Raw genomic sequence first — 25,628 nt, 5'->3', positions numbered from 1 at the left:
CCATGAAAAGAACATTATTAAGCATTGCAGCTTTTGTACTGTTACTGTCTGCCTGTAAAAAGGATGATGCAGCGCCGGCAGAAGAATGGATCCTTACCAAATTCACCAATATTGATGTGGAAAGGCAGGATACCGTTACCACCAGCCTGAAGTACAACACGTCATCTGTTCTGTCTGAACTAACAGAAAGCGGAGCAGACGGTGATCAGCCTTACAGCTTCACTTCTTATCCTGTTTTTGAAGGAAGCAAGTTGACGAAGATCATGGAGTCTGACCTGGAAGTGACCACACCCACTATCAGGAATTCATTTGAGTATACAGGTAACAACGTTACCCGCATCAACACATATGGATTTGATCAGGCACAGGAGTGGACGATTGAAGAGTATTATGAAGTGTTATACAATGCACAGAATAAGATAAGCGAATTGAGACGGAAGTCAATTGCCGCTCCTGATTATGCTGCCATCTACAAGGTCACCTGGGAAAACGAGAATGTGAAAAGCGTGACCACTTTCAATGTAGCTGGTACGGACACGAGCCAGGGCAGCACCAACAACTTCACGTACGACGATCAGCCCAACATTGTGAAAGCCTTATTTAAGGATAATTACATGTGGCTGAGTTCGCCAACCTCTTTCGAATATTTAAGCGCCAATAACCTGGCTAAACACGAAACCCTTTACAGCGGCGAAGTGTACACCAGGGATACCTTTGAGTTTAAGTTTAATGAAAAGAACCAGCTGACGGAACAGAAAGTGAGATCAGAGCAACTGATGGATCAGCCTTCCGTAAGTAACAGTATAGTGACTTTCACCTATACAAAGAAGTAAGTCCAGGGCTGCCACACACAGTGGCAGCCCTTTTTCTGTAAAGCAAAAGAAATGAAAAGAGCATTATTAAATATTTCCGCTTTTATACTCTTATTATTTGCCTGCAACAAGAATGATACATCTCCGGCAGGAGGAGAGCATCCTCCCGCAGAAGAATGGCTCCTCAGCAAACTCACCCGTATCGATGTAGAAAGCCGGGATACACTTGTTGCCTACCCTGTTTTCGAAGAAAACAAACTGGCTAAGATCATGGAATCTGATGTGGTCACGAGGGCATTTGAATACACCGGAAACAACATTATCCGCATCAACGAATCTGAAGCATACTACGACGTGATATATAACGCTGAGCATAAAATAAGTGAAGTGAGATGGAAGTCCACCATTTACAAACTCACCTGGGAGAATGAGAATGTAAAAAGCATGACAACGTTCAACGTATATAATGAAGACACGACCCAGGGCAGCACAAAGAATTACACCTACGGCAATAAAAAAATAGCGCTAAAGGATAATTGCATGTGGCTATGCTCCCCCTTATCCTTTGAGTTATTAAGTTTTAATAACCTTGTTAAACAAGAAACAGTCTTCGCCGGAGAGGTACATTCCCGCGATACGTATGAATATAAGTTCAACGAAAAGGATCTGCTGGTAGAACAAAAAGTGAGATCAGAGCAACTGATAAACGATCCTTCCGTGAGTAACAGGGTTATAACCTTCAGTTATACGAAGAAATAATTATTTTTAATAAAACTTCTTCCCGTAAAAAAATAAAAAGCCCGCCGCGCTGCAAAGGGCGGTAGGCTTTTTATATAAAATAATTTAATAAAACCTCTTCGCCTAAAAATAAAAAAAAACACCGGCCTTTGCAGGACGGCAGGTTCTCTACAAAAAAAATCTTCCTTTAAAAAGTATAAAACTCCGCCCTTTGCAGCGCGGAAAACCCTCATCCTTCAAAAAAGAAAAGAGCCTCACACCCAAAAGAAATCTTCCTCAAAAAGAGAAAACCTCCGCCCTTTGCAGCGCGGCAGGCTCTTTGCAAAAAAAAAGGCCGTATCAATCGATACAGCCTTTTCTATAAAAAAGAATCTTCCTTTAAAAATAAACAACACCGCCCTTTGCAGCGCGGAAAACCCTCATCCTTCAAAAAAGAAAAGAGCCTCACACCCAAAAGAAATCTCCCTCAAAAAGAGAAAACCTCCGCCCTTTGCAGCGCGGCAGGCTCTTTGCAAAAAGAAAGGCTGCATCAATCGATACAGCCTTTTCTATAAAAAAGAATCTTCCTTTAAAGAATAAAAAACCTCCGCCCTTTGTAGCGCGGCAGGGTCTCTTTTATTAATGTTCCAGCACCAATAAGTTCACATCCTTATTCTGCAACCACACCGCATCTTTTAATTTATCCAGGTTGATGGTACCCACTACATAACGGTAGGTAGGCGACTCATACTTCTCCGAGATATTATAGAACTCGGTAAGATCCACCTGATCCGGTGTGCTGTACCGCACATACACCTGCAATTGCAGATCATTAGTGAAAGCAGGCTGGTTGGCTTGTTTGATCTTTTTATACTCGTAACGGTAATTGTACAATAAGGCTGAGATATCACTCAATACCGCACTACCCGTAGCAGTACCCCCTGCCCCTTTACCCACAAAGAATTGCTTATCTGTAAAAGCACTTTCCAGCAGGATACCGTTGTACTCATTATACACATCATACAGCAGATTGTGTTCTTTAATGAGATGAGGCAATACATAAGCATTCACATGCCCATTCTGTCTGCGACAGGTACCTATCAGCTTAATCGTACAATTCCGCTGACGGGCAAACTGAATATCAAAATCATTGAGGTGACTGATCCCGAAGTTGAATACATTCTCCGGTTTCACGAAAGTACCGAATGCATGCAGCAACAGGATCACGATCTTAAATTTAGGATCATATCCTTCGATGTCCAGCGTTGGATCAGTTTCAGCAAAACCGAGGTCCGTAGCCTGGCGCAGTGCCGTCTCAAAGCTCAGGTTCTCTTCAAATATTTTTGTGAGGATGTAATTGGTAGAACCATTACAGATCCCTTCCACTGCATTCAGCAGGTCATTATCATAGTATTCTTCCAGGTTCCGGATGATAGGAATACTGGCACAGCTGGATGCTTCGTAGAGGAACGGTACTTTGTTCTCTACCTGCAATTGATAGAGAGCAGGCAGGTTCTCTGCGATCATGCGTTTACTGGCACTAACCACCGCTTTACCATTCTTCAGTGCAGTGCTTACAATAGAAAAAGCAGCTTCCGTATCGTTGATCAATTCTACTACCACGTCGATAGTAGGATCGTTGAGGATTTCATTAGGGTCCGTCGTAAAATAGCTCGCGTCTATCGGACGGGGTTTGTTTGGATCTTTAATACAGATCTTTTTGATCCTTGCGTTGATACCTTTTGTTCGGTTCAGTACTTCATAGAGGCCCTGGCCAACACAGCCAAATCCGAAAATGCCAAGATTAATGTTCTTCTTTTCCATAGTTATTGCAGTACAGTAATTTGTTTGCCAATAGGCTGGTTAAGTTTATCCAAAGCTTGTTTGAGGTCATTGATGAGATCTTCCGCATCTTCCACGCCAACAGACAACCGGATGCAGGAATCCTGTAATCCCGCCTTACGACGGAAATCTTCAGGTATATTACGATGCGTCATCGTCACCGGGTGATTGAGCATGCTCTTCACACCGCCAAAACTTTCCGCCAGTTTAAAGAGCTTGGTAGCGTTCACAATACGGATCGCATTTTTGATCTGGTCTTCCTTCAGCGTAAAGCTCACCATGCCACCATATCCTTTTTGCTGCTTGCGCGCAATATGATGGTTCTTATGTGTGGCCAATCCAGGATAGAATACTTTATCCACTGCAGGATGATCTGTGAGGAAAGTAGCGATAGCCGTAGCATTCGCACATTGCTTTTCCAGGCGCAGGGCCAGTGTTTCAATACCTCTGATAGTCAGCCATGCCTCAAAAGGGCTAAGGATACTACCGGAGATATTCTGGTTGAACCGGATCTGGTCTGCCAGTAATTTATTGTTCACTACTACCAGTCCTGCTATTACATCAGAATGGCCGGAGAGGTATTTGGATGCACTGTGGATCACGATATCCGCTCCAAGTGGAATAGGTTTCAGCAGCAGGGGAGTGGAGAAGGTATTGTCCACCACCAGCAGGATGTTATGCTGTTTGGCGATCTTGCTGATAGATTTAATATCAGAGATCTTCAAAGTGGGGTTGGTGGGAGACTCCAGCCAGATGATCTTTGTTTTGGGCGTGATCTTTTCCAGCACTTTATCAATATCACTCGTATCCACAAAGTTCACTTTGATGCCAAAGCGTTCGAACATCGCGTTAAAGATCTGGAAGATGCCACCATAGGTATCTTCCACGGCCATGATCTCATCGCCGGTTTTCAATAATTTCAATACAGCATCGATGGCGGACATACCACTGGCAAAGGCGAAGCCTGCATAGCCATCTTCCAGGCTACAGATCAGGTCTTCCAGCACTTTCCGCGTGGGGTTGTTGGCCCGCGAGAATTCGAATCCTTTGTTGATTCCGGGGCTTTCCTGCACAAACGTAGACGTTTGGTAGATAGGCACCGAAATGGCTCCCGTCAGTTCATCTATCGGGATGCTGTGGATCAGTTGCGTAGATGGTTTCATGGTCGATCAATGTTTTTACGAAACGAACAAGCCGTTGCGATTCTATAAATATCGACTTAATAACAGAATGGAGAGCAGGCACAAAAAAAGCCCTTCCGGGGTTGGAAGAGCTTAAAGCAATATGTTGATGATGCTGTAAGTAATATCTCTGCCAACTTATCTTTCCCCGTATAGGGGCCGGAATTAGCACCTTTTTTCCGTGTAACCGGAATTGGTTGCTAAGGCTTCGCAGGGCCAGTACCCTCTGCCTTTCTGGATAAGTGATGTTTAAGAACTGTGCGCAAAGGTAATGGTAGAAGAGCCAAATTTCCAAATACAGATGCAGAATTTCGATTTTTAGCAATTTTTGTAGTAATTTATTGATGGTTTGTAATAGTATTTTATGTTTGTTGACCCATTATTCTCAGAGGAATTGCTGCAGCATATCTGGCAATTCGGTTTGTTTAACCAGCATCGTCTTTCCACTATTAAGGGAGAGCCTGTCACCATTATCCACGCTGGTACCCTTAACCGGGATGCCGGACCAGACTTTACAGCAGCCAGGATCAATATCGGCGGCGTAGAATGGGCCGGGAATGTAGAACTGCATTACCGCAGTTCAGATTGGCGGAAACATGGCCACCATCGCAATCAGCGCTATGATAATGTGATCCTGCATGTGGTGTTTGAAAACGATGCTCCTGCATTGAACATCCCCTGCCTGGAACTACAGCAGCGGATCCCAAAGATGTTGCTAAAGCGCTACCAGCAATTGAAAGAGGACGCCACCTTTGTTCCCTGCGCCCCTTTATTACCACGGATTACAGAAGAAGACTGGTTATCCTGGAATGGTAAACTCATGCGGGAACGGTTTGAACGCAAAACGAGCCTTTTTATGAACTGGCTGCAACAGAATCATTTTAATTGGGAGGAAGTCTGTTTCCGTGCTATGGCACAGGGTTTCGGGATGCCCGTAAACACAGAAGCATTTCTGCAACTGGCACAATCCATGCCTTTTGTATTACTGGCTCGTCAGCGTCCGCATTTACAAAGGCTGGAAGCTTTGTTGTTTGGACAGGCAGGTATGCTGGCAGGAAGTTTTAAAGATGCATATCCGCAGCAGTTACAGGAAGAATACCGTTTCCAGCAACACAAACACCAGCTGGAATCTCTGCCATCTCATGGCTGGCGCTGGTTACGCATGCGCCCGTCTGCTTTCCCCACTATGCGGATCGCCTGTTTTGCCGCATTATTACATAACACGCCTCATCTCTTTTCCCGCATCCTCGAAATAGAGGACCTACCCTCACTGGAAAAGTTATTTTTCGTAGACCCTTCCCCGTACTGGGAAGATCATTATCGTTTTGATATTCCCGCTCTGCGCACGGCAGGTATCGGAAAAGCGGGTGTACATCATATCCTCATAAATACCGTCATCCCTTTACTACACTTATATGGCCGGCATATGGGCTTACTCCAATACCAGCAAAGAGCAGTAAGGTTTCTGCAACAACTCCCCCCGGAAAACAACCGCGTCATCCGCGCCTGGGCAGCAGAAAACACAAAAGCCACATCAGCCTGGGATTCCCAGTCTTTGCTGCAATTGAAACAATATTACTGTGAAGAAAAGAAATGCCTGCAATGTGCAGTAGGCAAGCGTTTGATCAGAGGCGCAGATGTAAACGAATGCCGCGAAGATGAACTCGGCTGGACGGGAGAGGAGGAATGGGAGGAAGGGGTTTTATTTTAAAGAATAAAACCCCTCCCAAAAAATATGAAAAGAAGAAACTTCCTCCCAAAAGAAATCTCCCTCAAAAAAAATAATAAACCGCCCTTTGCAGCGCGGCAAGCTCTCAGCCTACCAATTAAAAGTCACATCCTGCTTAATATCCGGATGCACACTCTCCGCTACAGGACACGTAAAAGCCACATTCTCCAATATCTTCCTATCCTTCTCCTCCAATCCATGCCCCGCCGGAAAATCAAACTGTATCTTCACCCCGGTGATCCTCCGCGGCTCCGTCCCCATGATCTTCTCCACACTCACCGCCGTACCATCAATATTCCACCCCTTATCCCTCGCCTTAATCCCCATGATCGTCAGCATACAAGATCCAAGGGCAGTAGCCACCAGGTCACTCGGCGAAAACCGCTCCCCTTTTCCATTATTATCCACCGGTGCATCCGTCTCTATAACCGTACCTGACCGGAGATGCTTTGCTGTAGTTCTCAATTCGCCATTGTAAAGGATCGCTGCTGTTTGCATGATATATAAATTTGTCTGTAAAATAAGCGTATTTTCCTATACGAAGGTACATCTGAACTCCTGCCAACTATCAACAAATTTGTCTATGTTTGTATGGGAATAAAACATAAAACGTATTCAGGCGTTTAATTAAAATATAATCGCGCTCACCGTGAAAAAAATAAATGTACTCTTACTATTATTGCTGACTTCCACCATGCTCTATGCCCAAAGTAGCCGGCAATCCAAAAAGGAGGAAAAGGAAGAGAAAAGGCTCAGGAAGATCTCCCTTTTCAGAGAGATCGAAGAAGGGGATAACCTCTTTAACCGGGAATTCTCCGGTGGCGCCCGCCTCAATACAGACGGTTGGACAGGTTTTCTCGAAATGGGCTTCCGCAAGAACGCTTCTTTCGTGAACTACTTCCAGCTGGAATTTTCAGAAAAAAGACACCCTAAACAGGACCGTGCTTCCAGGGTACTGGATTCCCAGATGGGCTACACCATCAGCACCACCCCCTTCGTTTATGGTAAAAAGAATAATTTCTACCAGGCCAAACTGGGCGTAGGTCAGAAATACCTGATTGGCGGAAAAGGCAATAAGAACGGTGTAGAAGTGAATGCCATCTACTATGGTGGTGTATCCTTCGGCCTCGTTAAACCCTATTACCTGGACCTCATGAATGATTCCGGCGATCCCAATAACCGCCGGACAGTAAAATATTCCGACGAAATACGGGACGATTTCCTGAACCGCGACCTGATCTACGGCGCTGGGGGCCTCACAAAAGGTTGGGGCGAAGTAAAACTGAACCCCGGGCTGCATGCCAAAGTAGGGTTCCGGTTCGATTGGGCCAAGTTCAATGAAGTAATTTCCGCAATTGAAGTAGGCGTAAACGCCGAATATTACACCAAAAAGGTGGAAATCATGGTAGATGAGAAGGGTAAGTCCTTCTTTTTCAATGCTTACATAGGAATACAACTGGGGAAACGCTGGAATAAGTAACTTTGTATCTTATTAAAGAAAGGATTTGCGATGCAAGAATTACCCGTAATCGCAGCTGAAGCAGCTGCGCCGAGAGTGAAAAAGCCCGACTGGCTGCGTGTGAAACTGCCGATCGGAGAGAATTACAGGCAGGTTAGGAACCTGGTAGACACACATAAACTACATACCATCTGCGAAAGCGGAAATTGTCCAAATATGGGCGAGTGCTGGGGAGCCGGTACCGCCACCTTTATGATCCTGGGCAATGTTTGTACCCGGAGTTGCGGATTCTGTGCCGTAGCCACCGGCCGGCCTGAACCTGTAGATTGGGATGAACCCCAAAGGGTGGCAGAAGCCATCTACCTGATGAAGGTAAAACACGCCGTTATCACCTCCGTAGACCGTGACGAGTTAAAAGATGGCGGTTCCATTATCTGGTCCAATACCATCAAAGCCGTTCGCGCCCTCAATCCAAACACCACCATGGAAACCCTGATCCCTGACTTCAGAGGTATCTGGGAAAACCTGGACCGTGTGATCGAAGCAGCCCCGGAAGTGGTATCCCACAACCTGGAAACCGTGGAGCGCATGACCAAACAAGTGCGTATCCAGGCTAAATATCACCGCAGTCTTGAAGTGATCCGCAGATTAAAAGAAGGTGGCATGCGTACCAAAAGCGGTATCATGCTGGGTCTCGGTGAAACCAAAGAAGAAGTGGTACAGGCTATGCAGGACCTGGCAGACAATGGTTGTGATGTGATCACCCTCGGCCAGTATCTCCAGCCTACTCCCAAACATCTCCCCGTGATCCGCTTTGTGCATCCGGATGAGTTTGCAGAACTGAGAGAGATCGGTTACGACATGGGATTGGATTATGTAGAAGCCGGACCATTGGTTCGTTCTTCCTACCATGCTGAAAAACACATTTTCAGCGGCAGAAAATAATCTGCCCGAATATATTGAAAGGCTAAAGTGGCATACGCTTTAGCCTTTTTACATTTTAACCTATATCAACACCATCTTTCTTATTCTCCTTTCGTTCCCCGTCTTCATCAAATACCTGCAGCAAATGCCACTCGGTCATGCCTGTCATCAGCAAAGCACAGAAGATAACCGGACAGATGGTAAGATACAGGAAGGCATCCGTTTGTGTTTTAAACAGGAATGCCATCAGCAACCCGAAAGGGATGAGGATATAAGCCATACAGCGGGAAAGATATGCTGCGTATTGATTGGCTTCGTGCCAGGTCTTTTCATTAATGGTGGAAGAGAAAGTACGGTATCCATACCAGGCTTTCATACTGCGCGGGGGGAATTTCCGGATCATGAAACCCATGAAAAGGAAGAGCAGTCCGGCTAACAAACTGGCATTGCAAAAGGGGCTGTGTATGATGCTGTTCATAAAAAAACGTGGCATAACGTATTTACCGCTATACCACGTTTTAAAAACAAATCAAACTATTGTTTTGTTGAGTCTGCCGGCGCTTTTTTACGGTTCAGCAAACCTTTCAATGTATTATTCAATGTTTTCTCCGCAGCCTTTCCTGCATTCTGCAGTGGTTTGCCGGATTGGGTACTGTCTTTACTGCCCAGCAATTGCTTTTTCAACTCATCCTTCACTGCGGAAACCGCTTCCTTTTTCACCGACTGCAAAGAATCTTTCACCGTATGCTGAATGGTATCCAGCTTGTTTTTCACGAGGGCAGTAGCCTGATCTTTCAGGTTGTTCACTGCATTACCCGCTACTTCTTTCAGGTCAGTTTTTAAGGAAGGTTTCAATAAACTTCCGCCCATCAGCACATTGAGATAAACAGTATCGCTCACGGTAACAGGGATGCCTTTGTTATTGGCCTGTGTAACCAGGTTGTTCACAAGACTATTCCCTTGCTGACCCAGTAGGGCGCGGGGTAATGCCAGTTGCATGGTGTAATCCATGGATTGATCAAAACCATGCGAGCCGCCGATGAGCATGTTCATGTTAGAGAGTTTCACCCGGAAGGGGTTCACCTTCATACGCCCGTTCTCAAATGCGAAGTAGTTCTTGATATCCCTTACAGAAATATCTTTCAATGAATTCACATTCAGTTGTGTGGCCAATTGGTCCAGCGGTGCGAATTTTTTCAGGAAACCCTGTATCAGTAACAGGTTACCATCTCCGGTAAGCGTACTGAGGTCCGGCGTCATGTCCTTACCCAGTTTACCTTTCATAGTCATTTGGGAACTCAGCTTACCGCTCAGGAATTGTGCAATAGGCATGAGCTTCTGCACAGTATTGAATGCTTTGAAGGTTTGCTGAATGTCCAGTTCCTTTACATCATACGTAAGACTGATATCAGGATGCAGTTTATCTACTTTGGTGGAATAAGTACCATCTATTTTCATGCTGCCCTGCAGTGCATTCCCCTTGATGTCTTTCATCGTTACCGTCTGATCGCTGATCAGCAGATTACCCGATAACTGCGTAAGGTCCACTTTATCATAATGCACTTTATCCGCTTGCGCCTGTATGGTGAAATCAAGGTTATTAGGAACGGCAAAAGGAACCGCAGCTGCAGTATCCGCAGGTTTGGCAGGAGTTGCTTCTGTGGTACCGGTAGCCATCCATTTATCCAGGTTGATGTTATCCGCTTTTAAAGCCAGCTGGCCATTCAGCGCATCGTTACGGAGTGCGTAGGCCAGCAGGTTATTCACTTGTCCTGTTGCGGTAAAATTAGTACCCAGGTATTGCCCGATGAATTCCTGCACCGTTACATTCTTCGGATTGAATTGCATCAGCAGGCTGGATACTTTCACGCCATCAGGATAATCCTTACTGCTATAAGCTAAGTTATTCACCGCCAGTTTACCAGAAGCATCAAAGTTTTCATATTGTTGCTTTTCAATGGCGCTCATATATCCCCGCGCTTTCAGGTCTGCATCCAGCAAACCGCTCAGTTTGGTACCTGCTTCCATTTTCACGAACTGCGCCACTTTGCTGAGGTCCAGTTTGCCTTTGGCTGCTGCATCCAGGTAAAGATCAGATATCGGCGTTTTCACCATCAGGCGGAGGTCTACAGGGCTTTCATCCATTTCCAGGTGAGCCTGCGGCACATCCACGATCGTATGATCAGGAATACCATCCGGGTTACTAACGTTTACGGCTAACTGAATATTCTTCACCGGTTTAGGCAGGTCAGGATATTGGAAGAAACCATTCTTGATAGTCAGGTGTAATCCGTATGAGGGCATTTGCTGCGGCGTATAAGTACCTTTCACGAAACCGGAAAAAGTAGTGCTGCCGCTCGTTTTGATGCTCGCAAAATCCTGGGAATAAATAGCCGGGATCAGGGAGAGGATATCTTTGAAGTCCGTGGAAGGCGCATTGAATTTGATATCCATTTTATATGCACTGTCACTCAGCAACTGGAGAAATCCTTCTGTAGCAATTTTCAGGTTGTTTACAGAGATCTTATCCGTTTTGAAAGCATACGTGCTCGTTTTATTATCGATATTGATATCCGCAAGGATCTCCGCTTTAGCATTGAGCAGGTAAGGAATGAACCCTTGGGCAAAACTTACTGATTCTGCCGTAGTAGTAGTTTGCAGGGTGAATTGGTCCTGTGAGAAATCTCCTTTCCCTTTATGATTCAGCTGCTCAATCGTGAGGGCCATATGACCCTGGCGGTCCGTGTATTTGATAGTGGCATCCTCGATGCTGTATTGTTGCAGGCTGAGTGCAAACTCACTGGCAGCGGTATCCGCTGGTGCGGCAGCAGTTGTGGAGGTATCTGGTTTGGTGATATCCCAGTTGGCACGGCCTTGTTCATCCACGGTGGCGTAGATGCGTGGCTGTTGGAGTACCACGTTATAGATCTCTATGTTGTCCCCTTTGATGACACTCATGAGGTTCATAGCCAGGTCCAGGCGACGAACAGCCAGCAGGGTATCTCCTTCAAAATGAGCTACACCGGTGATTTGTAATTCTTCCAATGCTACGGCCAAACGGGGAAATCTGCGGAAGAGGCTGATATCCACATCTTTAAAATCTACTTTGGCATTCAGGCTTTTATTCAACTCCGTTTTGATCTTCGCCATGATCTGCCCTTTAAAGAAATAGGGAATGGCGATCAGTAGTCCAATCAGTACGAGCAATGTGATGCCGATACCTTTCAGTACCTTTTTAAACTTCATAGGATGCTTTTTATTAAACAATTAGCTAAAGATAGTAAATCACCCCACCTAAACTTAATTTCTCCTAATTTTGCCATTAAATTAACAACACATGACACCGGAAAGAAGAGAAAGGCTATTATCAGTATTAAACAAGCGGCAGGCCAATCTAACGGTGGTATTAGAAAACGTGGAAGACCCGCACAATATTGCCGCCGCCATGCGCACCTGCGATGCCGTAGGTATCCAGGATATATACGTACTTACCAATAAAACACCCCGCCGCCATTGGGGAAGAAGAAGTTCTTCCAGTGCAGACAAATGGCTGGATGTACACCAGTTCACAGATGTGAACCTGCTTTTCACCGAACTACGCCAGCGTTTTGATAAAATATACACCACCCATCTTTCCTCAGATGCCGTGAGCCTGTACGATATAGATTTTACCGGTTCCGTTGCATTGGTATTCGGCAGTGAACATTATGGCATCAGTGATGAGACCCGCGCCCTGGCAGACGGAAATTTTATCATCCCTATGCAGGGGATCATCCGCTCCCTGAATATCTCCGTAGCCTGTGCCATCAGCATCTACGAAGCCATGCGCCAGAAACTGGCTGCCGGTCAATATGAGCAACCCAGCCTGCCAGCCGCACAAAGAGAATCGCTGTTGAATGAATGGGGATTTAAAGAAGAAGACCTTTAAGTATGAAAAAGTTATCGATCATATTACTGTTTTGCTTCCCTGCATTTTCCCAAGCTCAGGAGGTAACGCGCATCAAAGCCGCCGAATTAGAACAGCTCATGCAACATCCGGACAGCGCCATAGTGATCAATCTCTGGGCAACCTGGTGCGGCCCCTGTGTAAAAGAAATGCCTTATTTCGTAAAACAGGCGCAGAAATTCCCACAAGTAAAATTTATCTTTTTAAGCCTTGATATGAAGGATGCGTATCCGGAGCAGATCACTAAGTTTATCCGTAAACGTAAGATCCGTTCCGCCGTGGTATGGTTGGATGAGCCGAATGCCAATAAATACGCCAATAAGATCGATCCGCGCTGGGAGGGTAGTATTCCGGCTACAATTTTTATTAATAGTAAGAAGGGATACCGCAAATTTGTAGAAGGGATGATGACGGAAAAAGAGTTGATCGAAGAATTAGAAAGATTAAATTAAAATCTATTACTTTATACTATTCTTAACCCGGTTTAATCTATACCAGATATGAAACTCCTTCTCAGTTTGTTCCTTTTGTTATCTTTTACTGTTCATGCACAACAAACCTATTTATCCGGGCCATATGGAATCGGTTATACAAGTGGCGCACTTCCCGGCATATTACAAATAAAAGGGCTCAATGAAACTGATTCCTACACAAGTGTTTTTATAACAAACAATGCTATAAATTATGGAAGAACGCATCTTGTTTTAACAGGCAGGATACAGGATGGAAATGATGCCTGGCTTTTTGGTACAAATGCAAGGAATGCCATTGTATTTGCGCAGAATGCAAGTACATCCGGCCAAAATGTAGGGGTAACCGGATCGGAAAAATATTCTATGCAGCTGGAAGGAAATTCAAATAGCCTTGGATTCCTGTCTGCAACAAATGGAAGCAATCCGAACATGGTGTTAACGCAGGATGGTAAAATTGGCATAGGAACTACAATCCCGGGAGAGCGGCTGGATCTGCATGATGGCGCTATGAGAATGCTGAAATCCAATAATGGCTTTGTCAATAATTTCGATGACGTGAAATTTTTGTGGATGCAGGGCAGAACAGCTGAAACAGAAGCAGCCATTGGGTATTCTGCATTTGGCGGCGGAGCTTCAGCTATTAGTTTTGCCAGAGGAGGAAGTTATGATACTTATATAAAGTTCTATACAAATGCCTATGGTGCTGCCACAACTCATAGCATGACAGAAAGAATGCGGATCACTGAAAACGGTAATGTTGGAATAGGCACCACAACCCCGCAATCCTTATTAGCCGTAGCAGGGATCATTACCGCACAGAAAGTAAGAGTAACCATCAGTGGTTGGCCCGACTTCGTATTTGAAGAAGGATACAAACTCCCTTCCTTACAGGGACTGGAGCAACACATCAAACAACACAAACACCTCCCTGGTATTCCATCCGCCACAGAAGTTGCAGAGAACGGAATAGAACTTGGCGAAATGAACCAGAAATTATTGCAGAAGATAGAAGAGCAGGCGTTGTATATCATAGAGATGAATAAAACCCTGAAGCAATTGAACGAAAGGCTGGAAAAACTGGAGAAGGTAAATTAGTTCGTACCTTTCCCGTATGAAAATGCGTGATTACCTGCAGCAGAAAAAGTCCGAGAACTACCAGGATGCAGAAGAGAAAGGATTGTTGAAAGCAGGTGCCGTAGCCACTCAACTATCTAAAAAAGTCAACACAAAGATCACCGCAAAAGAATTGATCCCCTTCGCCAGGGAATGGCACCATGCCGGCATTTTCAAAGTAGGAAACAGATTAAAAGGAAAGCGCGTATATTTCTTCCACGCAGACGATATAGAAAACATCCCGCTTGAAAAGATCTTACAGAACAGGGAAAAAGCAGCACCAGCAGAAAACGTACAAGTACAAGGCTGGTACCCTCAATTCTTCAAGATGACAGACCCGGTCACCAGAAGAACATCCTCCAAACCCTTCCTGGGCATTTATAAAGGCCCTTCCAACAAAGCCCCCAAAGGTTTTAAAGCATTGAATGAAGAACAGTTTGCAGTAGCGGAGAAACAAAGGGGCAGGGCTTTGAAGCCGTTTGAGGATTGTAAGTTTTAATAAATGCAGCAGCAGAACTTAAACGATTACAACAGCAACCCTAAATTTTTATAAAAATGAAATATTTCCTCTTTTTGATTTGTGTTTGTTTCTTAGCCTGTAAGGATAAGGGCCTTCCAGATGAAATAAATGATGTTTATCAACATCGGGAAGATGTACTTCATGCATTTAAGAACATAAGTATTTTTAAAGAAGGTGGAAAACGAATTTTGTTTATATATACTTATGACAAGGGAAACAAGAATGAGTATGTATTTGATCTAATAGGGAAGAAGTATATTTTCTACAGGGAGAGCATACTGTTTAGTCCGGATACTATTGGATTGAAAATACGTTCAAATAATGAGGGTCCTATCAGTGAATACGGTATGCTTCTGCTGAAACAAATGGAAAATTTGGGTCTTAGAGCTGTAACCAGAGAGTTTTATGATAAGGGAATTGATTTACAATTCCATACTAACGCTGGAAAGATACTGATATATGTATCTGATATGAAAAAGATCGAGCAATCTCAATGGAAAGATTACCTGAACCAATTAGTTAAGATTGATGATAATTGGTATTACTAATTGAACGAAGGATAATTCAATAAAAAAAGCCCTGGAAGCAACAACTCCCAGGGCTTTCTTAAATATCTAAAGTCAGCAATTATGCACTGCAGGTAACGCAACCTTCTTCCATCGTACATACCGCACCCTCTGGTACTTCCAGTTCCAGCACATCTCCTGAATTCACAACCGGCACCATATTCTGGCCACCTTGTTTCTCCACTGTGAACTGAACCGCTTGCGTAGCAGCTTGTGTACGCAGGTAGTACATACCGGTCTTGAGTCCTTTCTTCCATGCGTAGAAATGCATAGAAGTCAGTTTAGATGCAGATGGTGTATCTACGAACAGGTTAAGGCTTTGCGACTGACAGATGAACGCACCACGGTCTGCCGCCATATCAATGATCGTACGTTGTTTGATCTCCCAAACAGTTTTGTACAGCTCTTTGATGTTAGATGGGATTTCAGCAATACTCTGTACAGAACCATTGGCTGCAATGATCTTCTGTTTCATATCGTTATCCCAGAGGCCCAGTTCCACCAGGTCTTTCAGCAGGTGTTTGTTCACTACCACGAACTCACCGCTCAATACACGACGTGTGTAGATGTTGGAAGTGTAGGGTTCAAAACACTCATTGTTACCCAGGATCTGAGAAGTAGAGGCAGTAGGCATAGGCGCCAGCAACAGGGAGTTGCGGATACCATGTTTCTTGATCTCAGCTTTCAGGCCAGCCCAATCCCAACGTGCAGATGGAGTAGCATCCCACATGTCATACTGCAGGATACCTTTGGAAACAGGTGAACCTTCATATGTTTCGTATGCGCCATCTTTAGATGCGAGGTCTTTGGAAGCAGTCAATGCAGCAAAGTAGATAGTTTCAAAGATCTCTTTATTCAGCTGTTGTGCTGGTGCGCTTTCAAACGGATAGCGCAGCAGGAAGAATGCATCCGCCAAACCTTGCACACCCAATCCGATAGGACGGTGACGCATGTTACTACGACGGGCTTCTTCAACAGGGTAGTAGTTGGTATCGATGATCACATTCAGGTTGAGTGTAGCCTGGTAAGCTACTTCGTACAATTTCTGATGATCAAATTTACCATCTATCACGAAGCGTGGTAACGCCAGTGATGCGAGGTTACATACTGCCACTTCATCAGGGGAAGTAAACTCGATGATCTCTGTACACAGGTTGGAACTTTTGATAGTACCCAGGTTCTGCTGGTTAGATTTGCGGTTGGCAGCATCTTTATACAGCAGGTAAGGAGTACCCGTTTCGATCTGTGCATCCAGGATAGCGAACCAGAGGTCTTGTGCTTTCACGGTTTTACGTGCACGGCCTTCTTTCTCGTATTTTGCATACAGTGCTTCAAATTCGGGGCCCCAGCAATCAGCCAGTCCTGGTGCTTCATGCGGACAGAACAAGCTCCAGTCTCCACCAGCTTCTACACGTTGCATGAACAGGTCAGGCATCCAGAGGGCATAGAATAAGTCGCGTGCGCGCATTTCTTCTTTACCGTGGTTTTTGCGGAGATCTAAGAATTCAAATACATCAGCATGCCATGGCTCCAGGTAGATAGCGAAAGCGCCTTTGCGTTTTCCACCACCCTGGTCTACGTAACGTGCAGTGTCGTTGAATACACGCAGCATGGGGATGATACCATTAGAAGTTCCGTTGGTACCGCTGATGTAAGAACCCGTAGCGCGGATGTTGTGAATGCTTAAACCAATACCGCCGGCGCTCTGAGAGATCTTGGCAGTTTGTTTCAGCGTATCATATATTCCTTCAATGCTATCTCCCTGCATAGTTAACAGGAAGCAGCTGCTCATTTGCGGTTTAGGCGTACCTGCGTTGAAGAGGGTAGGCGTGGCATGTGTAAACCAGCGTTCGCTCATCAGGTTGTACGTTTTGATAGCAGAATCAATATCGTTCCTGTGAATACCAACAGACACACGCATGAACATATGTTGCGGACGTTCAGCGATCTTTCCGTCTAATTTCAACAGGTAAGAACGCTCCAGGGTTTTGAAACCGAAGTAATCAAAAGCAAAGTCGCGGTCATAGATGATAGTGGAATCCAGGATGTCTGCATTCTCCTGGATGATGTCCCATACTTCGTCACTCAGCAAACCTGCTGGTTTGTCCGTTTTAGGATCGATGTAATCGTACAGTTTCTTCATCGTTTTGGAAAACGACTTCTCTGTATTCTTATGCAGGTTGCTCACCGCAATACGGGAAGCAAGCTGTGCGTAGTCAGGATGTTTGGTAGTAAGTGAAGCAGCAGTTTCGGCAGCCAGGTTATCTAATTCAGTAGTGGTAACACCATCGTACAGTCCCTGAATCACCTTTTTAGCCACATCTATCGAATCAACATATTCAGGCGCGAGTCCATAGCACAGTTTTTCTACTCTTGCTGTGATCTTGTCAAATTTGACAGACTCTTTTCTGCCGTCTCTTTTTATAACGAACATGGTGTATTGAATTTAATGGGTGATGAATATATGGAGGTTAGTAGTTTCTAGAAGTCTTCATCCAGGCTGAAGGTGTTGGATTCTTTTCCACCGATCACGCCTGATTTTTGATAGTCACCCACCCGTTTTTCGAAGAAATTGGTTTTTCCCTGTAAGGATATCATTTCCATAAAGTCGAAAGGATTGGCTGTATTATATATCTTCTTGCAGCCGAGTTCGCTGATCCAGCGGTCTGCAACAAATTCGATGTATTGTTTCATCAGTTCGCTGTTCATGCCTATCAATGCAGCAGGTAACGCGTCTGTGATAAATTCTTTTTCGATCTCAACGGCATCGCCAATGATCTGGTGTACTTCCGCTTCATCCAGTTTACCATTCAGCATGCTGTAGAGCAGGCAGGCAAATTCGCAATGTAATCCTTCATCACGGCTGATCAGTTCATTAGAGAAGGTCAGGCCGGGCATGAGGCCGCGTTTTTTTAACCAGAAGATAGAACAGAAGCTACCACTGAAGAAAATACCTTCCACCGCAGCAAAGGCTACGAGGCGCTGTGCAAAACTTCCGTTGTTGATCCAGCGTAAAGCCCATTCTGCTTTTTTAGTAACAGCAGGGATGGTATCAATAGCATGGAAGAGACGGTTCTTCTCAACAGGATCACTGATATATGTGTCTATCAGCAATGCATATGTTTCAGAGTGAATATTTTCCATCATGATCTGGAAGCCATAAAAACAACGGGCTTCCGGGATCTGTACTTCGCTCATGAAGTTTACGGCCAGGTTCTCATTCACAATCCCGTCAGACGCAGCAAAAAATGCCAGTACGTGGGAAACAAAGTGGCGTTCTCCGTCATTGAGGTTAGCCCAGTCTTTCAGGTCGCTGGAAAGATCAATTTCTTCCGCAGTCCAGAAACTGGCTTCGTGGCGTTTATATTGTTCCCAGATGGCGGGGTAGTTTATCGGGAGGATTACAAACCGGTCTTTGTTCTCTCTCAATAATATCTCATTCTCGTTACTCATAAAAATTTTATAATATGGTTATGACTGTCCAATGTTTTTCAAATAAAGACGCGGGCCGACGGTATAACAATCCTGTTTAAATTGGAAAGGGTCACTCTCACTCGCGAAGACTTTGACAATGAAGCTGTAATGGTTGTTTTTCTAACGATAGAAGCCGATACAACAGCGTCAAGACTGTTTGCAAATCTAACGATCAAAGGGGTGCGGAAGAGGCAAAAGTTCCTAACACGTGTGGATAAAGAAAGCCGGTTTTTTCAAGAGGTAGCAGGGGTGTACAATACGGACTTTTGCACATATAAATGCAGGTCTCTGGTATAATATATTTGTGAAATGTGTTAAAAAACTGGCACGAAAAATATAAAAATAAATTATGGAAGAAGTGAATACTTGAGTAACTGATCAGCAATGTTTTGATGAATGATCGGGCAACTACTGGGGTAATCTCACCACGTTTCCTGTTAACAGGATTTCCTATGGCACTTTAATTTAATGTTACCAATTGAGGTAATCCACAGCGGTTATGTGGAAAACCCTAGATCCGGGGTACTTTTCCAATGAATTTCTTCCTGATCACCGTTTGCACCGGGATGCCCTCTATCTTACTTTCCAGCCATGATACAATATCCAGGTACAGATAGCTCCTCCGCTCAAAAGGATTCTTCGCGATCTGTTCCAGTTTGCCTTTCAGGTCTTTAAAAGCAGTACGCAGGGCTTTGGGATTGGCATACATATTCTTACGAAGGAATTTCAGGATCTCCTCCAGCACCAGGCTAAGGTCTTTATGTTTCGCAATGAAGTGATACACAGACTTGATCAGGTATTCCACCAGGCTGTAGTTCTCCAGTTCATAATGAGCTATCAGATGCAGGATACGTGCAAAGCATTGAATATCTGCCCGCAAATTGCCAATGCGCAGTTGGATGATCTTATTCAGGTACACAATGGCATTATCATTATCCCCGCTGCCAAAATATAAACACGCGATCTTGTAATAGAATACCAATACACGATGCTGATCTACCGTCAGCTGGTGTTCTGATATTTTCTCTTCTACTTCCGCCACTAAACTAAGCCCTTCCGTAAACGTACCATCCAGGAAGTGGCTGTTGATCTTGCCGGTATAGAGATATACGAATGCAGAAGTGCGGGTATTTTCGTTGAGGCTTTCTTCTTTTTCAATAATGAATTTCTCCATCACGCCCAGCACCTCAATGAACCTGTCGTGGTTCATGGTATGAAAATGTGCGGTGAGTAAGTTATGCAGCGCTTTAATGTAAAGGTCTACATCAGAATCCTTTAAAGCAGGATATTCTGTAAAGAGGTCCACCCACTTCTGTGTATAACGGTAATACATCAGGAAATCCTGCAGGATGTAGTAATACCAGCAATAGGCCTGATACAGGTAAACCCTTTCATAAAAGCTCATACCCTGTAAAGGCACCACCGGCAGGTTGGAGTCGAAAAAGCTTTTTAGCATATGCACATCCTTCACATCCCTCGCATGTCCTAATTTGAGGTACATGCCATACATCCGGAGCGAAAGGGTAGAAAGTTTGCTGACATTGTTGAGCTGTTCATTGATAATACGGGATTCATCACTCAGTTCATCTGCCCGGTTATCCAGGCTGCGGGTGATATGCCTGGTTTCGATCAGTTTCTCAAACTCCACGATCTCAAAGTACAACATCACCTCTTCCTGCTCCCGGGCACTCACTTTTGCCTTGGCCAGGATTTTCAGACTTTGGTTGTACAAACCTTTATTGTAAAGCACCCGGGCATAATCCAGTTGCTCCCGGAGTTCTATCAGGGGGTCTTTGGTTTTATACAACAACCGTAAGGTGGTGAGGAGATGTTTGTATAAATGGGCCTTTACATTGCTTAACTGTTGTTTTTTGATGTCCGGGATCCGTTTCAGTATTTCCGCCTCATCGTACTCCTTCAGCTTGTCCAAAGTCTGGAACAGCTGAATGAACAGTACGTCCTCTTTCGTGTTATCCCGGTTAAAAGCCAGTTGAAAATTCCTTTTTTCGGCCTTCGTGAGCGTTTTAATCAATATAAATAGCGCATCATTCTGCGTGTTGGACATCGTTGATACTGGATTATAAATAATTGATCCTTAATAGGTTAATGGCTATACTTAGCTGTTATGAATCGTAATAATGACAAATTTAACGAACTGTAGATTAAATGTGTCAATTAGATTTGAATGAATAAACTGATAAGAAAAGCAAATATAGGGTGTAAACGAACTACACATGGGTAAAACATTATTCGATAAGATTTGGGATGGGCACATCGTTGCCAGTAAGCCGGGATTCCCGGATGCCGTGTACATTAATACACATTTTATACATGAAGTGACCAGTCCACAGGCCTTTGATGGTCTGCGGAAACGTAATATCCCTGTTTTCAGGCCTGCTAAGACCAGGGCTACTGCAGATCATAACGTGCCTACCCTGGAACAGCATCTTCCCATTAAGGAAGCCCTGAGCCGGAAACAGGTAGAAATGCTAACAAAGAACACCACTGAATTTGGGGTGGAATTATACGGCCTGGGCCATCCTTACCAGGGCATTGTGCATGTGATAGGGCCAGAACTGGGGATCACCCTGCCGGGCATGACCATCGTTTGTGGTGACAGTCATACTTCCACACACGGGGCATTTGGAACCGTTGCCTTCGGGATCGGAACTTCAGAAGTGGAGCAGGTGCTGGCCACCCAGTGCATCCTGCAATACAAGCCCAAAAGGATGAAGATAGAAGTGAACGGGCAATTGAAGAAAGGGGTTTTATCTAAAGACATCATCCTCTACATCATTGCACAGATCTCTGCTTCCGGCGCTACCGGCTACTTTGTGGAGTATGCCGGAGAAGCCATCCGCAGCCTGAGCATGGAAGCCCGGATGACCATCTGTAACATGAGTATCGAAATGGGCGCCCGCGGCGGATTGATTGCACCGGACGTTACCACTTTTGAATATATCAAAGGCCGTGAGTTTGCTCCAAAAGGAGCAGACTGGGACAAAGCCCTCGCTTTCTGGGAAACACTGCAAACGGATGAAGATGCGGAGTTTGACAAAGTGCTCACCTTCGACGCGGCGGATATTGAACCCCAGATCACTTATGGCACGAACCCGGGAATGGGTATCGGGGTAACCCAGCACATTCCTTCTCTCGGAGAGATAGACGATAAAGAAAGACCTTCTTTCTCCAAATCCCTGCAGTACATGGATCTGGAACCAGGCAGCCAGCTCTTGGGAAAGAAAGTGGATTACGTATTTATCGGCAGTTGCACGAATTCCCGGATAGAAGACCTCCGCATGGTGGCAGAATTCGTAAAAGGAAAACGCAAAGCAGACGATGTAACCGTATGGATCGTTCCGGGTTCCAAACAAGTGGAAGCACAGGCGATTGCAGAAGGAATTGATAAAGTGTTTGAAGCAGCAGGATTCCAGTTGCGCCAGCCGGGATGTTCAGCCTGCCTGGCCATGAATGAGGATAAGATCCCGGCCGGAAAGTATTGCATTGCTACTTCCAACCGGAACTTCGAAGGTCGCCAGGGCCCTAATGCCCGTACTTTCCTGGCAAGCCCGCTAACAGCTGCAGCAGCTGCTATTACCGGAAATGTAACGGACGTGAGGAACATGATCTAATTAAAACAACATGGACAAGAAATTTTCAAACCTGGTATCCACCGTGGTACCTTTACCGATAGAGAACATAGACACAGACCAGATCATCCCGGCCCGGTTCCTGAAAGCTACTACCCGTGATGGTTTTGGTGAGAACCTGTTCCGCGACTGGCGCTTTGATGATCAGCAAACGCCAAAAAAAGATTTCGTACTCAACAATCCGCTCTATAAAGGACGCGTTCTGGTAGCCGGGAAGAACTTCGGTTGCGGCTCTTCCAGGGAACACGCCGCCTGGGCATTGGGTGATTACGGATTTAAAGTAGTAGTGAGCAGTTTCTTTGCAGATATCTTTAAGAACAATGCATTGAATAACTTCATCCTGCCCATCCAGGTAAGTGATGATTTCCTGCAAAAGATCTTCGCCGCTGTTGAAAAAGATCCAACCGCTGAAGTAGAAGTTAACCTGGAAGAGCAATTCATCAGGATTGTAAACTCCGGCGAAAAGGAAACCTTCGATATCAACGCCTACAAGAAAACGTGCCTCCTGAACGGTTATGACGACATTGATTACCTGCTCAGTCTAAGCAAAGAAGTAGCAGCATACGAAACAACAAGACCATTTAATTTCTAAATAAACTATGGGAGTCACAAAGAAAATTCTGGTAATACCCGGAGACGGGATCGGACAGGAAGTAACAGCCTGGGGAAAGAAAGTATTGGAAACAATAGCGGAAAACTACAAGCATACTTTTACCTTCCACGAAGGCATCATGGGCCACGTAGCCATAGAAGCCACTGGTAATCCGCTGCCGGATGAAACACTGGAAAAAGCACGCCAGAGCGATGCTATCTTATTCGGTGCCATCGGCCATGAAAAATATGATAATGACCCAACCCTGAAAGTACGCCCTGAACAAGGATTGCTGAAGATCAGGAAAGAACTGGGACTCTACGCAAATCTTCGCCCCATCAAATTATTCGACGATCTGCTGCATGCCTCCAGTATTAAACCGGAGATCCTGCAAGGCGCAGATATCCTTTTCTTCCGTGAGCTCACAGGAGATGTATATTTTGGAGAAAAGAACAGAAGTGAAGACCGCAACACGGCGTCTGACCTGATGATCTATCATAGATATGAAGTAGAACGTATTGCCCGTAAAGCATACGATGCTGCACGCACCCGCCGTAAAAAACTCTGCTCTGTAGATAAAGCCAATGTGCTGGAGGCATCCCGCCTTTGGAGAGAAGTGGTACAGGAAATTGCGAAAGAATATCCTGACGTGGAAACAGAACATATGTTCATCGATAATGCCGCCATGCAATTGATCAAAGACCCTAAGCGTTTTGATGTGGTAGTAACCGGCAACCTGTTTGGAGATATCCTCACAGACGAAGCTTCCCAGATCGCAGGATCTATGGGTATGCTGGCATCTGCATCCGTAGGAGATTCCATCGGTTTCTATGAACCTATCCACGGTTCCGCGCACGACATTACCGGAAAAGGGATTGCCAATCCGCTGGCATCTATCTTATCTGCTGCGCTGCTGCTGGATATTTCATTCGGATTAAAAGAAGAATCCCAACGTGTGATCCGTGCCGTAGATGCCACGCTGCGCCAGGGTTACCGTACAATGGATATTGCCAACAAACATACACCCAACGAATTTTTATTAGGCACAGACGCCATGGGCGCCAAAGTGCTGGAAAACCTGAATTAATTTTATTTACCTCATTTGAAATAGTAAAATACCATGGATAACAATCGTGTTTACGTTTTTGATACAACCCTGCGCGATGGCGAACAGGTGCCGGGTTGCCAGTTGACGACCGTGGAAAAGATCATTGTAGCAAAAGAACTGGAAGCGTTAGGAGTGGATGTGATAGAAGCAGGCTTTCCTATCTCCAGCCCCGGCGATTTCCAAAGCGTCGTCGAAATTTCTAAAGCAGTGACCGAACCTGTGATCTGTGCACTCACACGTGCCAACACAGCAGATATCGATGCAGCAGCAGCAGCGCTTAAATTCGCCAAACGCAAACGCATCCACACCGGTATCGGCGCTTCAGATATGCACATCAAATACAAATTCAACAGCACCAGGGAAAACATCCTGGAACGCGCTGTGGAAGCAGTAAAATACTCCCGCAGGTTTGTTGATGATGTAGAATTCTACGCAGAAGATGCCGGCCGTGCAGATAATGCCTACCTCGCTCAAATGATAGAAGCAGTAATTGCTGCCGGAGCTACCGTAGTGAATATCCCTGATACCAACGGATACTGCCTGCCGGAACAATATGGCGCCAAGATCAAATACCTCATGGATCACGTATCCAACATTGATAAAGCTATCATTTCCGTACACTGCCATAACGATCTTGGTCTCGCTACTGCCAACACCATCGCCGGTGTTTTCAATGGCGCCCGCCAGGTAGAATGTACCATCAATGGTATTGGTGAACGTGCCGGTAATACTTCTCTTGAAGAAGTGGCCATGATCCTGAAAACCCATCACGCACTGGGTTACACCACAGGCATCAACAGCAAACGCATCTACGATCTCAGCAACCTGGTATCTAACATGATGCGCATGCCCGTACAACCAAACAAAGCAATTGTAGGAAGGAACGCCTTTGCACACAGTTCCGGTATTCACCAGGACGGTGTACTGAAACACCGTGAAAACTACGAGATCTTAGATCCGGAAGATATCGGACTGCAATCCAACTCCATCATCCTTACTGCACGCAGTGGCCGCCATGCATTGAAACATCACCTGGAAAGACTGGGTTACAAACTGGAAAAGATCAATATTGATGATGTGTATTCCCGCTTCTTAGAAATGGCGGATACCCGCAAAGAGATCACAGATCACGATCTGCTCACACTCATGGGCGATGGTGCGGATAGCAACTATGATGATAAAGCGATCAAAGTAATTCTGCTGCAGGTAGTATGCGGTGATCCTTTACGCCCGATGGCTACTGTGAAACTGCGCATCAACGGAGAAGAGAAAGAAGGCAGCGCAGCCGGCAACGGTCCTGTGAATGCAACGATCAACGCCATTCATACCATCATACAGGATGATATTGAACTGGATGAATTCAGCATTCAGGCTATGCGTGGTGGTAGTGAAGATGTAAGTAAAGTGAATATGCGCGTGAACCACAATGGCAAATCCTATTATGGATTTGGCTATTCAACAGACATTGTAAATGCCAGTGTACATGCTTATGTAGATGCACTGAACAAGATATTCTAGGAAG

Annotated in this window: 23 protein-coding genes and 1 riboswitch; of the genes, 15 read left to right on the top strand and 8 right to left on the bottom strand. The window is 45.1% G+C overall.

The features are described 5' to 3' along the window. Positions 1–2: 2 nt before the first annotated feature. The 3 genes from GFS24_RS18160 to GFS24_RS18150 all read left to right on the top strand — a co-directional run bounded on the left by GFS24_RS18160 (position 3) and on the right by GFS24_RS18150 (position 2,129). Positions 3–833, top strand: a complete 831-nt coding sequence (locus GFS24_RS18160) for a hypothetical protein (RefSeq protein ID WP_153661808.1) — start codon at positions 3–5, stop codon at positions 831–833. Between the two features lie 51 nt (positions 834–884). After that, positions 885–1,571: a hypothetical protein gene (locus tag GFS24_RS18155; protein WP_153661806.1), complete on the top strand. Its 687-nt coding sequence runs from the start codon at positions 885–887 to the stop codon at positions 1,569–1,571. Between the two features lie 279 nt (positions 1,572–1,850). Then, positions 1,851–2,129, top strand: a complete 279-nt coding sequence (locus GFS24_RS18150; protein ID WP_153661804.1) for a hypothetical protein — start codon at positions 1,851–1,853, stop codon at positions 2,127–2,129. Positions 2,130–2,168: 39 nt separating this feature from the next. Here GFS24_RS18150 and GFS24_RS18145 read toward each other — a convergent pair whose 3' ends face one another. Next, entirely contained in the window at positions 2,169–3,353 is a 1,185-nt protein-coding gene (locus GFS24_RS18145) for a homoserine dehydrogenase (RefSeq protein ID WP_153661802.1), read from the bottom strand. Between the two features lie 2 nt (positions 3,354–3,355). Beyond that, on the bottom strand, positions 3,356–4,534 hold the full coding sequence (locus GFS24_RS18140; protein ID WP_153661800.1) for a PLP-dependent aspartate aminotransferase family protein: 1,179 nt from the start codon (positions 4,532–4,534) through the stop codon (positions 3,356–3,358). A 153-nt stretch (positions 4,535–4,687) separates the two neighbouring features. Next, positions 4,688–4,797, bottom strand: a riboswitch (SAM riboswitch). A gap of 119 nt (positions 4,798–4,916) precedes the next feature. Here GFS24_RS18140 and GFS24_RS18135 point away from each other — a divergent pair. Further along, positions 4,917–6,263, top strand: coding sequence for a DUF2851 family protein (locus tag GFS24_RS18135; protein WP_153661798.1), 1,347 nt, complete (start codon positions 4,917–4,919; stop codon positions 6,261–6,263). A gap of 108 nt (positions 6,264–6,371) precedes the next feature. Here the strand turns inward: GFS24_RS18135 and GFS24_RS18130 are convergent, their stop codons facing one another. After that, a complete protein-coding gene (locus GFS24_RS18130) occupies positions 6,372–6,779 on the bottom strand; it encodes an OsmC family protein (protein WP_153661796.1) in 408 nt (135 codons plus the stop codon). A 151-nt stretch (positions 6,780–6,930) separates the two neighbouring features. On the opposite strand from GFS24_RS18130, the gene GFS24_RS18125 reads away from it, so the two are divergent. Further along, positions 6,931–7,761, top strand: coding sequence for a hypothetical protein (locus GFS24_RS18125; RefSeq protein ID WP_153661794.1), 831 nt, complete (start codon positions 6,931–6,933; stop codon positions 7,759–7,761). 30 nt (positions 7,762–7,791) lie between these two features. Further along, complete coding sequence (gene lipA, locus GFS24_RS18120; protein WP_153661792.1) at positions 7,792–8,685, top strand: lipoyl synthase; 894 nt, start codon at positions 7,792–7,794, stop codon at positions 8,683–8,685. A gap of 55 nt (positions 8,686–8,740) precedes the next feature. Here lipA and GFS24_RS18115 read toward each other — a convergent pair whose 3' ends face one another. Further along, positions 8,741–9,142, bottom strand: coding sequence for an SdpI family protein (locus tag GFS24_RS18115; protein ID WP_173003118.1), 402 nt, complete (start codon positions 9,140–9,142; stop codon positions 8,741–8,743). A 56-nt stretch (positions 9,143–9,198) separates the two neighbouring features. Then, the gene (locus GFS24_RS18110) at positions 9,199–11,910 is read right to left on the bottom strand and encodes an AsmA-like C-terminal region-containing protein (protein WP_153661789.1); all 2,712 of its coding nucleotides are present in this window, start codon (positions 11,908–11,910) and stop codon (positions 9,199–9,201) included. Between the two features lie 91 nt (positions 11,911–12,001). Here GFS24_RS18110 and GFS24_RS18105 point away from each other — a divergent pair, with 91 nt between their 5' ends. The 5 genes from GFS24_RS18105 to GFS24_RS18085 are packed head-to-tail and all read left to right on the top strand — an operon-like array spanning position 12,002 to position 15,264. Next, positions 12,002–12,592 carry an RNA methyltransferase gene (locus GFS24_RS18105; RefSeq protein WP_153661787.1) on the top strand — a complete coding sequence of 197 codons (591 nt, stop codon included), beginning with the start codon at positions 12,002–12,004 and terminating at the stop codon, positions 12,590–12,592. A 2-nt stretch (positions 12,593–12,594) separates the two neighbouring features. Further along, complete coding sequence (locus GFS24_RS18100; protein ID WP_153661785.1) at positions 12,595–13,062, top strand: TlpA disulfide reductase family protein; 468 nt, start codon at positions 12,595–12,597, stop codon at positions 13,060–13,062. 48 nt (positions 13,063–13,110) lie between these two features. Further along, a complete protein-coding gene (locus tag GFS24_RS18095) occupies positions 13,111–14,178 on the top strand; it encodes a hypothetical protein (RefSeq protein WP_153661783.1) in 1,068 nt (355 codons plus the stop codon). A gap of 16 nt (positions 14,179–14,194) precedes the next feature. Continuing rightward, the gene (locus GFS24_RS18090) at positions 14,195–14,695 is read left to right on the top strand and encodes a hypothetical protein (RefSeq protein ID WP_153661781.1); all 501 of its coding nucleotides are present in this window, start codon (positions 14,195–14,197) and stop codon (positions 14,693–14,695) included. Between the two features lie 56 nt (positions 14,696–14,751). Further along, positions 14,752–15,264 carry a hypothetical protein gene (locus GFS24_RS18085; protein WP_153661779.1) on the top strand — a complete coding sequence of 171 codons (513 nt, stop codon included), beginning with the start codon at positions 14,752–14,754 and terminating at the stop codon, positions 15,262–15,264. Positions 15,265–15,343: 79 nt separating this feature from the next. On the opposite strand, the gene GFS24_RS18080 is transcribed toward GFS24_RS18085, so the two are convergent. From GFS24_RS18080 to GFS24_RS18070, 3 genes are all read right to left on the bottom strand, one after another. Beyond that, positions 15,344–17,716 (bottom strand): ribonucleoside-diphosphate reductase subunit alpha, encoded by a 2,373-nt coding sequence (locus GFS24_RS18080; RefSeq protein ID WP_153661777.1) that lies wholly within the window; start codon positions 17,714–17,716, stop codon positions 15,344–15,346. A 47-nt stretch (positions 17,717–17,763) separates the two neighbouring features. Beyond that, complete coding sequence (locus GFS24_RS18075; RefSeq protein ID WP_153661775.1) at positions 17,764–18,735, bottom strand: ribonucleoside-diphosphate reductase small subunit; 972 nt, start codon at positions 18,733–18,735, stop codon at positions 17,764–17,766. 532 nt (positions 18,736–19,267) lie between these two features. Continuing rightward, the gene (locus tag GFS24_RS18070; protein ID WP_153661773.1) at positions 19,268–20,821 is read right to left on the bottom strand and encodes a hypothetical protein; all 1,554 of its coding nucleotides are present in this window, start codon (positions 20,819–20,821) and stop codon (positions 19,268–19,270) included. Positions 20,822–20,990: 169 nt separating this feature from the next. Here GFS24_RS18070 and leuC point away from each other — a divergent pair, with 169 nt between their 5' ends. From leuC to GFS24_RS18050, 4 genes are read left to right on the top strand one after another with little or no spacing between them, the layout of a single operon-like run. Next, entirely contained in the window at positions 20,991–22,388 is a 1,398-nt protein-coding gene (gene leuC, locus GFS24_RS18065) for a 3-isopropylmalate dehydratase large subunit (RefSeq protein WP_153661771.1), read from the top strand. Positions 22,389–22,398: 10 nt separating this feature from the next. Then, complete coding sequence (gene leuD, locus GFS24_RS18060) at positions 22,399–22,998, top strand: 3-isopropylmalate dehydratase small subunit (RefSeq protein ID WP_153661769.1); 600 nt, start codon at positions 22,399–22,401, stop codon at positions 22,996–22,998. Positions 22,999–23,005: 7 nt separating this feature from the next. After that, complete coding sequence (gene leuB / locus GFS24_RS18055) at positions 23,006–24,085, top strand: 3-isopropylmalate dehydrogenase (protein ID WP_153661767.1); 1,080 nt, start codon at positions 23,006–23,008, stop codon at positions 24,083–24,085. A gap of 33 nt (positions 24,086–24,118) precedes the next feature. Continuing rightward, entirely contained in the window at positions 24,119–25,624 is a 1,506-nt protein-coding gene (locus tag GFS24_RS18050) for a 2-isopropylmalate synthase (RefSeq protein WP_153661765.1), read from the top strand. Positions 25,625–25,628 lie beyond the last annotated feature (4 nt).

It is taken from the genome of Chitinophaga sp. SYP-B3965 (genome assembly GCF_009647655.1).
Taxonomy (GTDB): domain Bacteria; phylum Bacteroidota; class Bacteroidia; order Chitinophagales; family Chitinophagaceae; genus Chitinophaga.
This window is presented reverse-complemented; position numbering and strand designations above follow the sequence as displayed.